Annotated in this window: 6 protein-coding genes; 2 read left to right on the top strand and 4 right to left on the bottom strand. The window is 51.0% G+C overall.

Features of this window, described 5'->3' with window-relative positions; translation table 11 throughout:
• The first annotated feature begins 28 nt into the window (after nucleotides 1-28).
• On the top strand, nucleotides 29-6046 hold the full coding sequence (locus J1781_RS20675) for an alpha-2-macroglobulin family protein (RefSeq protein WP_217234134.1): 6018 nt from the start codon (nucleotides 29-31) through the stop codon (nucleotides 6044-6046).
• A gap of 55 nt (nucleotides 6047-6101) precedes the next feature.
• Nucleotides 6102-8471 (top strand): penicillin-binding protein 1C, encoded by a 2370-nt coding sequence (pbpC, locus tag J1781_RS20670; protein ID WP_238483595.1) that lies wholly within the window; start codon nucleotides 6102-6104, stop codon nucleotides 8469-8471.
• 51 nt (nucleotides 8472-8522) lie between these two features.
• Here the strand turns inward: pbpC and J1781_RS20665 are convergent, their stop codons facing one another.
• From J1781_RS20665 to J1781_RS20650, 4 genes are all read right to left on the bottom strand, one after another.
• Complete coding sequence (locus J1781_RS20665) at nucleotides 8523-9623, bottom strand: fimbrial protein (RefSeq protein ID WP_217234133.1); 1101 nt, start codon at nucleotides 9621-9623, stop codon at nucleotides 8523-8525.
• 8 nt (nucleotides 9624-9631) lie between these two features.
• The gene (locus J1781_RS20660; RefSeq protein ID WP_238483594.1) at nucleotides 9632-12190 is read right to left on the bottom strand and encodes a fimbria/pilus outer membrane usher protein; all 2559 of its coding nucleotides are present in this window, start codon (nucleotides 12188-12190) and stop codon (nucleotides 9632-9634) included.
• Between the two features lie 47 nt (nucleotides 12191-12237).
• Complete coding sequence (locus J1781_RS20655) at nucleotides 12238-12924, bottom strand: fimbrial biogenesis chaperone (RefSeq protein WP_217234132.1); 687 nt, start codon at nucleotides 12922-12924, stop codon at nucleotides 12238-12240.
• A gap of 86 nt (nucleotides 12925-13010) precedes the next feature.
• A complete protein-coding gene (locus J1781_RS20650) occupies nucleotides 13011-13568 on the bottom strand; it encodes a fimbrial protein (protein WP_129991456.1) in 558 nt (185 codons plus the stop codon).
• Nucleotides 13569-13913: the final 345 nt, after the last annotated feature.

Here is a 13913-nt window from a genome sequence, read left to right as displayed (position 1 = left end):
TTCACAGGGATTAGAGGTACAGCAGCAAATGGATTTATTAAAATTCTTACTTCGTCTGCCTTTTATATTGATAAAAGGTTTTATCCGCGTGCTGGCTTTTATACTGAGCCTGCTGGGTCGCGTCTTCAAACCGGTGGTCGGCAATATCGACTGGCGTGCGCCTGCCTGGTGGGCAGCCACTTCCGGCTGGCTTAAGCGCAGTGTTACGCGCATGGAAAATGGCGTAGATCACTACCCGAAAACCATCAGCCTGGCGATTCTTGTTTTGCTGTGCGCCGCAGGGGCGGGCGTTTACGGCTGGCACTGGTGGCTCAGCCGCCCGCAGCCGATCGACCCGGCCCCGAGGGTGTATCAGGACACCAGCGTGCGTGTCAGCGGACCTGAAGTTGTGAATTACGCCGCGCAAAAACCTGCATCACAGCAGGTGATTTTCAATTTCCGCCATTCTGCCGCGCCCGTAACTGATGTTGGCAAAGTGGTTGAAAAAGGGATTTCCCTGAAACCTGCCGCCGAAGGTGAATGGAAATGGGTGAGCGGCTATACGCTGGTTTTCATCCCTAAAAATCCGCTGCCGATGGGCAGAAAATATGACGTGAATTTTACGCCTGATGTCCTGCTTGCGCCGCAAATCAAGCTGGCGAAAACCCGTTATGAATTCACCGCCCCTGCGTTCGATTATCAGCTGGGGCAGGCTGAGTACTATCAGGATCCCCAGGACCCGCAAAAACGCAGCGCGATTTTTAACGTTAAATTCAATGCACCGGTGGATGTTGCCAGCTTCGAAAAACAGATTTCGCTTGGCCTGACCGAAGGTAAAGCGAAAACTGAGTCGAAACTCAATTACTCTGTGGTCTATGACCAGAAAAAACTCAACGCCTGGGTACATTCCGAGCCGCTGAAACCGCTCGATCACGGCGGTTCGGTGCGTGTCACCCTTGGCGAAGGCATTACATCGACCGTGCCGTCGAATGCGACTGCGCAGACTAAAAATGCCGTGGTGTCTGTGCCGACGCTTTACAGCCTGGCGGTGAATGAAGCCAGTGCGCAGGTGGTGGATGCCGATGGGGCGAAAGGTCAGCGGGCACTGATCGTCGGTTTCAGCGACGCGGTGAAAGATAAAGATATCCGCCAGGCAGTCAAAGTCTGGCTATTGCCACAGCACAATCCAAATGATCAGGACGAGGCCAAAGGCCCGGATGATTATGCCAGCTGGGCCGTTGACAGCGTCGAAAACAATGTACTCGCGCAGTCCACGCCGCTGAATATCCAGCTTAATGATGCGGAAAGCGATTATCAGCCGCAGTTCAGCTTCCGCTTCGATGCGCCTGCCCGCCGCGCCATGCTGGTGGAAATTGACAATATTCTGACCTCTTCCGGTGGCTACAAAATGCCGGAAAAAGTGTACCGCATCGTCGCGGTTCCGGATTATCCGAAATCCCTGCAATTTATGTCGCAGGGCTCGCTGTTATCGGTCAGCGGTGACAAACAAATCAGCGTGGCGGCACGCAACGTGCCGGGCCTGCGTCTGGACATTAAACGGGTGATCCCAAGCCAGCTGCAACACATTGTGTCATTCAAAAGCCGTGAGTATTCATCGGCGGAATTTAACCGCCTGAATGACGAATATTTTACCGAGCACTTTACCTATCAGACGGCGGTCAATAACGACAAACCGGGCGACGTGAATTTTCAGGGCGTCGATCTTTCGCGTTACCTCTCCACTGATCCGGCGTCACATCGTGGCGTATTCCTGCTGACGCTGTCGGAATGGGATCCGAAGAAGAAAGAAAATAAACCGGAAACCGATGACGACGGCAATGTCTATCAGGACGATGGGCAGGGCGAAGAAGAAGCACCGGTCGGCGACTCACGTTTTGTTGTCGTCACCGATTTGGGGATTATTGCCAAGCGTTCACAGGATAAAACACGTGATGTGTTTGTGCAGTCGATCCACAGCGGTGCGCCGGTGGCGAACGCGAAAGTTTCCGTGATTGCCAAAAACGGCATTACCCTGCTGACGCAAACCACCGGTGCTGACGGTCATGTGCGCTTCCCTGCGCTGGATGTTTATACCCTTGAACGCCAGCCGGTGATGTTCCTGGTGGAAAAGGAGGGCGATGTCTCCTTCCTGCCGGCGGACCGGAATAACGATCGCGGTCTCGACTTCTCCCGTTTTGATGTCGATGGCGAAATCACGCCGAACGACCCGCGCACGCTGAGCAGCTATCTGTTCTCTGATCGCGGCGTTTATCGTCCGGGGGACACCTTCAATATCGGACTGATTACCCGCGCCGCCGACTGGAGCAACGGTCTGGCGGGTGTGCCGGTGCGGGCTGAAATTCACGATCCGCGCGACAAGCTGATGAGCACTATTCCGCTGACGCTCGGTGCCAGCGGTTTCAATGAGCTGAGTTATACCACTGACGATAATTCACCAACCGGTGAATGGAACATCTATTTGTATCTGATTGGCAAAGACAATGCCTCTTCCACTTTGCTGGGCCATACCTCGGTCAACGTCAAAGAGTTCGAGCCGGATCAACTGAAGGTGAAACTGCAACTGACGCCGGACCGCAGGCAGGGCTGGGTGAAACCGTCAGAATTGCAGGCCAGTATCGACGTACAGAACCTGTTCGGTACGCCCGCGCAGGACAGGCGTGTGACCTCCAGACTGACGCTGCGCCCGATGTATCCAAGCTTCGATCAATTCCCGGATTACGCTTTTTACGAGAACCGTCAGAACAGCGACGGTTTTGAAACCGAGCTGGAAGACCGCAAGACCGACGAAAATGGCGCGGCGAATATCCCGCTGGATCTGAAATCTTATGCTGACGCGACGTACCAGCTGCAACTGCTGTCCGAGGCGTTTGTGGCCGGTGGTGGCCGTTCCGTGGCTGCGACGGCGCGGGTGCTGGTATCGCCATATGACTCTCTGATCGGCGTAAAAGCCGACGGTGATTTAGGCTATATAAACCGCGATGCCGCACGACATCTGAACGTTATTGCGATCGACCCGTCGCTAAAACAGATTGCGCTGCCGGACCTGAAAGTTGCGCTGATTGAACAGAAATACATTTCAGTGCTGACCAAACAGGATTCCGGCGTTTACAAATATCAGTCGAAAATGAAGGAAGTGCCGTTGTCGGAACAACCGCTTTCGCTGACGGCGCAGGGCAACAACCTGACGCTGGCGACGGATAAACCGGGCGATTTCGTGCTGGTCATTGAAGATGCGAAAGGCAATGTGCTGAACCGCATTGGCTATACCGTGGCCGGTAACGCCAATCTCAGCCGTTCGCTGGACAGAAATGCTGAACTGAAGCTGAAACTCAATCAGGCGGAATATCAGCCAGGTGAGGAAATCGAGGTATCCGTTAACGCGCCGTACACCGGCAGCGGGCTGATCACTATTGAGAAAGATAAAGTGTACAGCTGGCAGTGGTTCCATACCGACACCACCAGTTCGGTGCAGAAAATTCGCGTACCGGCGGGAATGGAAGGCAACGGTTACATTAACGTGCAGTTCGTGCGTGATGTGAATTCCAATGAAATCTTCATGAGTCCGCTGAGCTACGGGGTGATGCCGTTCAAAATCAGCACCAAAGCACGGCAGAACAGTCTTGAAGTCAACGCGCCTGAAGTGATTAAACCCGGCGAAAATCTGGTCATGACGGTGAAAACCGAGGGGCCGCAACAGGTGGCGCTGTTTGCTGTGGATGAAGGTATCTTGCAGGTGGCGCGTTATCGCCTGAAAGATCCCCTGGAGTATTTCTTCCGTAAACGCGAACTGGGTGTGGAAAGCGCACAGATTCTGGATCTTATCCTGCCGGAATTCAGCAAGCTGATGCAGCTGGCCGCCGCGCCGGGCGGCGATGCCGGTGAAGGGCTGGATCTGAACGTCAATCCGTTCAAACGTAAGCGCGATAAGCCCGTTGCGTACTGGTCGGGTATTACCGACGTGAACGGTGAGAAGCAGTTTAATTATCCGGTGCCGGATTACTTTAACGGTAAAATCCGCGTGATGGCGATTTCCGTCACGCCGGACAAAATAGGGAAAGCGCAGACCTCGGCGACCGTGCGCGACAACTTCATCATGACGCCAAACGTGCCGTCGATGGTGGCACCGGGCGATGAGTTTGATGTCAGCGTGGGGGTCAGCAATAACCTCGAAGGGCTGAACGGCAAAAGCATCCCGGTTGCGATTCACCTGACTGTACCGCCGCAGCTTGAAGTGGTGGGTAACGCCGATCAAAACGTGTCACTGGCAGAAAAACGCGAAGGCGTGGTTAACTTCCGCCTGCGCGCCAAAGCGTTGCCGGGCGATGCACCGCTGGTGTTTGTCGCGAAGTATGCAGATAAAACCAGCCGCCGGACGATCAGTACGTCGGTGCGCCCGGCGATGCCGTTCCGCACGCAGTCAGTGATGGGGCGTATGAGCGGCAGCAGTCAGAACGTCGATAACCTGCGCCAGATGTTTGATGCTTATGCGGTGCGCACGGCAGCGGTATCCAACTCGCCGTTAGTGCTGACCCGCGGCTTATCCCAATATCTGGCGGATTATCCGTATTACTGTTCTGAGCAGATTGTCAGCCGCTCCGTGCCGTTGATCCTCGAAACAATACATCCGGAAATGCACGGCAATCTCAGTCCGGCGGACAGCAGCAAGCAACTGAAAGACATGATGGCGGTGCTGCGTTCACGTCAGAACGACAGCGGCGCGATTGGCCTGTGGCGTTCATCGCCGCAAACCGATCCGTTTGTCACACCGTACGTGGTGCAATATTTGCTGGAAGCCAAAGCGGCGGGCATCGCGTTGCCTGCCGGTATGCTGGAAGAGGCCAATTCGGCGCTGCGTGAACTGGCAGCCAATCAGAACGATGATTTGTATACCCTGCGTCTGCGGGCATGGGCGGTATATCTGCTAACCCGTCAGGGTGAAATCACCACCAGTTTACTGGCCTCGGTGCAGGACACATTACAGCAGCGTTATCCACAGAGCTGGGAAACCGATCTGAGCGCGATGTATCTGGCGTCGTCATACCGTTTGCTGAAAATGGATGATGAGGCGAATACGTTGTTACAGCCAACCTGGAAGCAACTGAGCAAGGCGTATGACACAGCCTGGTGGACGCAAAGTTATTTTGATCCGCTGGTGCAGGACGCGACGCGGCTGTATCTGATCACCCGTCACTTCCCGGAAAAAGTGTCGGCCATTCCGCCGCAGGTACTGGAAAATATGGTTAAAGCGCTGAAAGAAGAGCGCTATACGACGTATTCCTCGGCGATGAGCATTCTGGCGCTGGAGAGTTATTCCACACAGGTGGCAGCGCAGGCGACAGTGCCGGATGCGCTGAAAATCACGCAGATCAGCAAAACGAAAAACGTCGAACCGCGACTGATTTCTCAGGTTCAGGGGCTGTTTGCGAAAGCGAATTTCACTGCTGACGCGCAGGCTATCCGGGTAGAAAACAGCAACAATGCGCCAGCCTGGTATGTGGTGACGCAGGCGGGCTACGATCTGGCCGCGCCGGAGAAAGCCATTTCCCGTGGTCTGGAAATCACCCGCGATTACACCGATGAGCAGGGTAAGCCGGTGACGCAGATTACGCTGGGGCAGAAGATCAATGTACATCTGAAAGTTCGCGCTAATTCGCAGGAAGGACAAAGTAATCTGGCGATTGTTGATTTGCTGCCGGGTGGTTTTGAAGTGGTGCAGCAAACATCACCGGAGCCGGAATCTGACAGTGATGAGGAAAACAATGGCGCAGAGGCTTCTACGTCCTGGCAGTCACCACTGGCGGCATCGGGTTCGACATGGACACCGGATTACAGCGATATTCGTGAAGATCGCGTGGTGATTTATGGCAGCGCCAGTACCGATGTGCAGGAGTTTGTGTATCAGATTAAAGCCACCAATACCGGCAGCTTCCTCATTCCGCCAGCCTACGGTGAGGCGATGTACAATCGTGATGTTCAGGCTTTGTCCGTCAGTGATAAAAAACTGGTGGTCGTGCCGGCGGATGACACAGCAGTGGCTGAAAAATAACAAAACGCAGAGCCCCGTCGTTTACGGCGGGGCGTAACCTGTTCTGAGTAGCAAGATGATCACCTTTCCCGCATTTTCCAAAACAGCCAAACGTCAGCTGCAAAACATAGCAATGGCGGTTTTTTTACTGGTGCTGATTATGGTGGCGTGTCGCCTCTGGCCGCATCCGCCTCTTTCGCAAGGGCAACCTTTTTCCACCGTTTACTATGACCGGCAGGGCACGCTGATGCGTATCACGCTGGCGAACGATGATCGCTACCGGCTGTGGACGCCGCTGGAACAGGTGTCTCCGCTGGCGGTGAAAAGCTTGTTGCTGCACGAAGATCGCGGGTTCTATTATAACCCCGGTTTCAATCCGTTCAGCCTGATGCGGGGTTTCTGGCGCAGCTATATCGCTGGCGGAAAGATGCAGGGCGGCTCGACCATCACAATGCAACTCGCGCGAATGCACTGGCATCTGAATACCCGCACGCCATCCGGTAAATTCATGCAGGTGTTGCGTGCTGTGCAACTGGAGCTGAGTTATTCCAAACATGACATTCTTGAAGCCTATCTGAACAACGCGCCGTACGGACGAAATATTGAAAGTATTGGCGCGGCCAGCCTGATCTATTTTAACAAAGCCCCGAAATACCTGACGTTACCGGAAGCCATGACGCTGGCAGTTTTGCCGCAATCGCCGAGCAACCGTATCGACCCTAAAACCGGTGTTGTCGGTGCGGCGCTGACGCAGGCACGTAATCGGCTTTTCCTGCGCTGGCAGGCGCATTATGCGACAGACAGCAGCCAGCTTTCATTATTCCGATTGCCGTTGGCCATACGCCAGCCCGAGCGGATGCCATACATTGCCCCGCATTTCATTGAACAGTTACGTCAGCAAAACCCGCAGGTTATCCGCACGGATACCCGAATTGATACTACCCTGGATGCGGGTTTGCAGCGGCTGACCGAGCGTCAGGTCAATGCATTTATCACCCGCAATACAAACCGTGGTATTCACAATGCCGCCGTTTTACTGGTCGACACCCGTGATATGGGTGTGCGTGCGCTGGTTGGGTCTGCGGATTATTACAATCGTGCGATTCAGGGGCAGGTAAATGGCACCAATGCCAAACGCTCGCCGGGATCGGCGCTCAAGCCCTTCATTTATGCGCTGGGCATGGAACAGGGTGTCCTGCACCCGATGACTATCCTGAAGGATGTGCCTTCCGCGTTTGGTGCCTACGCGCCGGAGAACTTTGATCGCCGCTTTCTCGGTCCGGTGACCGCAACTGATGCACTGAATTTCAGTCGCAATATTCCTGCCGTCTATGTCGCGTCACAGCTTCACCAGCCAACGTTCTATCAGTTCCTGCGTCTGTCCGGCATCGCCAATATGTCCGGCGAAAATCACTACGGTTTGTCGCTGGTGCTGGGCGGCGGGGAGGTGACGATGCAGGAACTGGCAAAACTGTATGCCCTGCTGGCGAACCGGGGTGTGTTGCAACCACTGCGGATGCAAAAGTCCGATCCACGCCAGACGGTGCCAGTGCGTTTGCTGAGTGAGGAAGCCAGTTTTATGACACTCGACATGCTGCGCCAGCACCGCCGACCTGGCGATACGCTGGCACAGGCACCGTCTTCGCTGCCGGTTTATTGGAAGACCGGCACCTCCTGGGGCTTTCGTGATGCCTGGAGCGTGGGGGTTTTCGGGCCTTATGTGTTAGTCGTATGGGAAGGGAATTTTGACAGTAAAGGCAACAACGTGTTTGTCGGCGCAGAGGCGGCGGCGCCGTTATTTTTCAATATTATCGACAACATTAACGCCAGTTATCCTGATTTGCAGGAGCCTGAACGCCCGTTTCCGAAGCGGCTGAAGCGGGTTGATATTTGCCTCGCCAGTGGTGATTTACCAACCCCGTGGTGCCAGCAAAAAGGGAAAACCTGGTTTATTCCGGGCAAGTCGCCGATCAAAGTTGATACGGTTTACCGGCCGGTACGTCTCGATAAACTCACCGGTGAGGTGGCCTGCCCACCTTATGAGGAAGACGAAACCCGTACGGAAGTGTTTGAGTTCTGGCCATCGGATCTGGCGAATGTGTTTGCACAGGCAGGCCTGCCAAAACGCAAACCCCCGGCCAATCACTGCAAAGATGAGGGGGTGGATGTCAGCGGTAATCCTCCGCGCATCACATCACCACTGAAAAATACCACTTACACGCTGCGGCAGTCACTGCAAGGTCGTGACCGGATTGCCTTTAATGCGGTCACGGATGCGGACAGTAAAACGGTGTATTGGTTTGTCGATGACATCTACCTCGGCAGCTCTGCCAGCAAATCTGCTATCAACTGGCGGCCCATCAATAACGGCCAGTACCGTATCCGTGCGGTCGACGATCATGGAAGGGCGGACAGCCGGTTAGTGAATATAGAGATTGTGAACTGAAGAAGGATGCTCTGAAGAGAACAGGCAGCATCAAGGCTGCCTTTTTAGCACTTATTTAATATCAATTTTCAGGGTCGCGACCCCGCTGAATTCACCGGTTTCCAACTTACCGCCGACCAGATTGATGGGGTAGGCACTCAGGGTTATCTGCCCCTCACCGTTCTGATTCATAGGCAGTATGCCGTTTCTGAACGGGATAGATATTCCGCCACTATCTAAAACAGTGATGCCAATATCGGCCACATTATCCTTAGCACGGCGTCTGCCCACCAGATAGTACTGATCAACCACATCTTCTGCTTCGAGCGTCATGGTTAATTTGTTGCCGGAAGGAATGACCGGAAGACCATTTTGCGTACAGTCGTAAACGATATCGAATGTATTAGGTCGGAAATTCTCCGGTGGTTGTTTGAGCCGGGTAAATGTGGCCGCGCTAATGGTGCCAAAATCTACTGATATAATTTCACCTTTATTGATCTCGCAACTTTGAGGAACCGTAATGGTACCGCCGATATAAACAATGGCGACCGGAACAGTCGATTTTGTGCTGTATGAGGATGATGTTGCAGACGTTGCATAGATTTCAGCTACCGCAGTACGCGGGATTTCCAGCTGACCCACAAAGGGTTTTGTGACGTAGAACGACAGGCTGCCTTCCGAGCCAGTGGTCAAGGTGTCCTGTGTACTTTGCTGTGGGCAAATTCCCGTTCCGTCCTTATCCCAGTGTCGTGTGGCATCACTGATTTTACTCGCCGGAACAATCACTGGCTCTGACGTTTTAGGAATAGCGATACGTGTCATCACATCCAGATGATCATTAATTTTATAATAATTGTTTGTATGTCCGGCCGGTAAAGAGGATTTCAGGGCATAAAGGATCAGTATGGCATCGGTACTCACATCGGCATCTGAGCAATTACACATTATCTGGTAACCCTGATGACCTGCATTAAATGCACGTTCATAGGACTTACCCACGGTATTCTCTTCTGCTTTCATGTCTTCATTGAGCGAATTGTCATAAGACAGCGCGCTGCCCGTGCCGGGCTCGCAGGCTTCCGACCCTGCCAGGGCTGAAGAGGAATACGTACCTGACAATGCTAATACCAGCGCGAGGAGGGTGATCCTCTGCTTCCCTTTGTTTATCTTCATCTTCATCCTTAAATGCACTGAGCCGTGAGAGTCTGCACAGACTTCCCGGATGTTTTCACTTTGATATTCGCACGACATTGTTGGCTTGCTGCAAATCCCCATTTCACATGCAGCACGGTCATTTTTTCCGGGGTGAGCCCTGTCAGATACAAGATACCGCCATCATCAACAATATTTTCCAGCGTCTGATCTTCACTTACCGCAACGGCTCCAAAGGGGACGGGTGTATTACCGGGTTGAACCAGTTTGATTAATGCTCTTACGCCGATATGCGCATCGAAGTGAGCCGTGACCATGGCGCCTTTATTAGGAATCACTATTTCTGAATTATTTTTGACATCAACATCTTCCGGTAAAGTCGTGGTATCGATAGAAATACGATTTTCGCTATAAGGCGTCAGATAAGGGACGATCGCATAACCACGCCAGTCTGTTTTCAACCCCGGGATGTTTTGTATCCGCGCACCACTGGCCCCGTTTGCATCTATCAGGGCGAAAGAATTACTGAGAGGCTGAGATAAGGTAATACCGTGCGAATGGGCTACAAGGCCACCCGACATGCCATAGCTGGTTTGCCGGGTAACATCGTCATAGTTATAACCTGCATTGAGTGTACCGAAAGCCGCACGGTATGAAGAATAAAGACTGCTGCTGTTGCCGCCTCCGTGATCCGTGTGGCTTTGCTGCAAGTTGTAGCTTAGCCGATTGTCATCTAATGCTGTTCCGCTTAATCCGACCTGCTGACGGGTATCACCGCCTTTTTGCTGCGTCGCGTTATAGGATGCCCAGCTGTTTGGCAGCCAGCGACTTAACGGAATACGGACATTCAGCGCGAACTGCTGATCACTGTCTTCATCTTCCAGACGGCTGTAGATGTACGTCAGGTTATAATTGATTCCGTAGAGGCTGAAGTTAAGCCCCAGTGCGAGATTTTTCTCTGTGTCACTTCTCTGCCAGTAATCCTGCTGGTAAGCCGAAAGATACATGCTCGTGCCTTCCCATAATCCCTGGTTAACACTCACCTGAAATTTGCTGCGCTTATGACCGTCCAGAGAAGAGGATTCGTTGTCGTCCTGGTGTTCATTCGCTTCATCGAAGTCATAGAAACCTGCCGTTGAATAACGATACCCAGCCAATGTCACGTTGGTTTCCGTGGCTTCGATATTTTTGGAATACTGTATTCGATAAGATTGCCCGGTATGACGTTGATCGTTATCCAAAGTCGTTTGGGCATAAGTCATGTCTAAAGAGACTGAACCTAATGAATGAAGGCTAAAACCTGTGCCAGCAATTCCGGCCAAATAATCGGTTGAAAGCAGGGTGCCGGTGTATAAAGTGATATCGTTAGTCACCCCATAAATTGCGGTGGCCTGTGCGAACTCAGGTTCGCGGTCATTTTTATCTGCCGCACGGTACCTGGCCAGAGTCGCGCTGTATTTTAACCGCCCCGGACGCTGCATAACCGGTACGGCAGCAAAAGGTTGATTGAAACGTCGCTCAGTCCCGTCGGCTTCTTTAACTGTAACTTCTAAATCTCCGCTATAGGCCGTGGGATACAAATCTGTTATTTCAAAAGCACCTGGCGCGACATAACTTTGATAAATGATGTAGCCATTTTGTCTAATGGTAACTTCAGCATTGGAGTTAGCGATCCCCCTGATCGTGGGCGCAAATCCTTTCAGGCTGTTGGGCAGCATGTTGTCGTCTGAGGACAATTGAATACCGGTAAATTGCTGGCTGGGGAAAATATCTCCAGGTGTGGAGCTTTCTCCGATAATCATTTTAGATTTAAGAAATTTGATATCCCGCTCAACATTTGTGGAGATGACATCCCATGAGTTCTCTCCCTCGTTACTGCTGTAAGTGGTGTAGTTACGAAAACGCCAGGGGCCTGCATTAAATCCATTCTGAAGATTCAAATATTGGCTGGAATCACCACCGCCATTCCTGTTCTCGCGCTTTGCGCCCGAAAAAGTGTAGTTGGAAAACAAGACCGGAACGCCGTCATCCCATCTGGCAGGATCAACAAAATCCTTCGCCCGGTTGTTCATCGCGGCCTGAGGAATACTGATATCGAGTTTCATCAGGTTGAAATCAAGTTTTGCATCCGCAGCAGGAATATAGACGGAGAGATGCTGCAAAGGGGCATTATGTTCATGCGCGACTAATACAGGAAAAGCATCAACATTCACGTTTAACGCACGCAGTAAATCCGGGGTGATTTGCGGAACAAGCGAACCATCGGCTGCCTGATCGTAACGTATCTGCTGCTGCAGGATTTTTTTCTGATTAACGTAAATCGTGGTGTCATAAGTCCCGGCTATTTGGGCTTTATCACTGAGGGTGAAGATCGACAAATCCACGGGTCCGGTTTCAGGACCGGAGTGCTCCATTAATCTCGGGTCAAAATAGACTTCACCAGATGTTTCTGCATGTGCCTGACAAGTCAGCGCAATGTGCACCAGCATACTCACAATGCACAGTTTAAAAAGAATACGCCGGCAAGAAGAGACGGCGTGTGCCTGCTGGCGTATTGCACGATGATTGTCATCAAACGATATCGTCATAGAATCTCTTATGGAAAACGTAATGTTGGTTGCCAAAAAATGGGGAATTACAGAGTGCGTTCTTCAAAAGCAGAACTGCCGCCAAAGTCATTGATGGCTCCCCAGCGGATGATATTTCCAGAAATATCGGGGGGCAGTTTCACCGTTATCTGAGCTCCGGGCGCAATCATGTCAGTATCTTTCAACGGCGTATTTCCCAGCTTAAGTGAACTAAAAACGACGTAATAAGGAGACGGGTTGGTAATTCGGAGCTCGTTATGGTCCCGGAAAAACGTCAGTGATTTGTAAGCTTCAGCGCTACGACCCGACAGATTTTGTGGTCGGTAAAAAAGTTTGATGCGGCTTTTAAACACCAACTTAAGTTCATTTGTATTATTTTTGGGAGAAGAGGGAATTGCCCGAACATTTATATAGAATATGGATTCTTTATCGGATGGTAATTCACTGCCCGTATACGAAATACGAAGAGTATTTTCTTGTTTTGCATTTAGTCTGAACAATGGCGGCGTGACAACAAAAGGCCCTCGACTTTTCCCATCCCCTGTGTCAATCCATGACTGAATCAGGAAAGGTATATTTTCTGAATTATTTGTCAGAGGGAGTGATGCCTCTTTTTTATCCGCATCATAAATGATTCGTGTTCTGCCAACAATGATACCGCCAGCGTAACACAGCTGACAGCCAAGCAAATAAATAAGGAGAATGTTTATTGATAATCTAATTATTTTAGGCATGTCATCGCATCCTGCAATTAACAACAATTATTTGTCATAACATAAAACAGGCAGGCTGATATGCCTGCCTGAACGGGGGGTGGAAATTAACGGTAATCTAACGTGACATTAACAACAGCATCGGCCAGACCAGCAGTGATCGCCGTAGCAGCAGCAAAAGACTCATAATAGGCCATCAGATTCACATTCATGACGTCGCCTTCAATGTTATAAGTCAATGTCGGTAGTGTGTTGATTTCCAAAGGTGTGCTTGGTGTTTTTGCATCTACGATACGGATGCCGACCCCTGTCGCAGAGGTGCCATCTTTGAATTCATCCGCAATCTGAATCAGATTCGGGTGATCGGGTACAGTAGGTGCTTCCAGCCAGATACGGAAATGATCTGTTTCCTCACTGCCATCTTCTGCATAGGGGCAATTCGTTAATGGAATAGTGAAAGGTATTTTTGGTGAAGGATCGCCGACACTCACAAATTGGGCAGCTGAATAAGTCCCTAGTGGAACATCAATATCCTGATAGCCATTTATGATACACGCCTGAGTGATTATTTCGCCGTGAAAGTTAATAGCGCCATCAGTCGCATAGCTATTGACTGCCATAGCCATAAATATCCCACCCGCTAAGAGTTTGAGCTTAGTTTTCATTTTGCATCCATTCTGAAATAAAAAGTGAAGGTTAACAAAAGATAAGTTGAATAGATTTTAATAAAACCTATCACTCACCTTTTCTCGTCGGATTCTATCAACAGTTTTATCCATTGAATAGAGGATGGCGGCTTATCAATTTAAAACACTTTTATTTTCCCTGCGGATATATAGTTATTAATGATCATTAATGTTTGATTGATTTATTTTCTTGATCAATTGATCATTAATTGATCGGCTTTTAAAAGGGAGTGTTATTTATAAGTTCTTTATTATTAATTAAACGAATGATTAGATTCTATGAAATTTCCGCAAATTTCTTTACTGAAGTCATCCGGAAGGGGG

It is taken from the genome of Rahnella perminowiae (assembly GCF_019049695.1).
Classification (GTDB): domain Bacteria; phylum Pseudomonadota; class Gammaproteobacteria; order Enterobacterales; family Enterobacteriaceae; genus Rahnella; species Rahnella perminowiae.
This window is presented reverse-complemented; position numbering and strand designations above follow the sequence as displayed.

What these genes read in the sequence shown, in the direction of transcription:
- pbpC (WP_238483595.1), top strand. Translation starts at nt 6,102, where the DNA reads ATGATCACCTTTCCCGCATTTTCCAAAACAGCCAAACGTCAGCTGCAA.
- J1781_RS20655 (WP_217234132.1), bottom strand. Translation starts at nt 12,924, where the DNA reads ATGCCTAAAATAATTAGATTATCAATAAACATTCTCCTTATTTATTTG.
- J1781_RS20665 (WP_217234133.1), bottom strand. Translation starts at nt 9,623, where the DNA reads ATGAAGATAAACAAAGGGAAGCAGAGGATCACCCTCCTCGCGCTGGTA.
- J1781_RS20650 (WP_129991456.1), bottom strand. Translation starts at nt 13,568, where the DNA reads ATGAAAACTAAGCTCAAACTCTTAGCGGGTGGGATATTTATGGCTATG.
- J1781_RS20675 (WP_217234134.1), top strand. Translation starts at nt 29, where the DNA reads ATGGATTTATTAAAATTCTTACTTCGTCTGCCTTTTATATTGATAAAA.
- J1781_RS20660 (WP_238483594.1), bottom strand. Translation starts at nt 12,190, where the DNA reads ATGACGATATCGTTTGATGACAATCATCGTGCAATACGCCAGCAGGCA.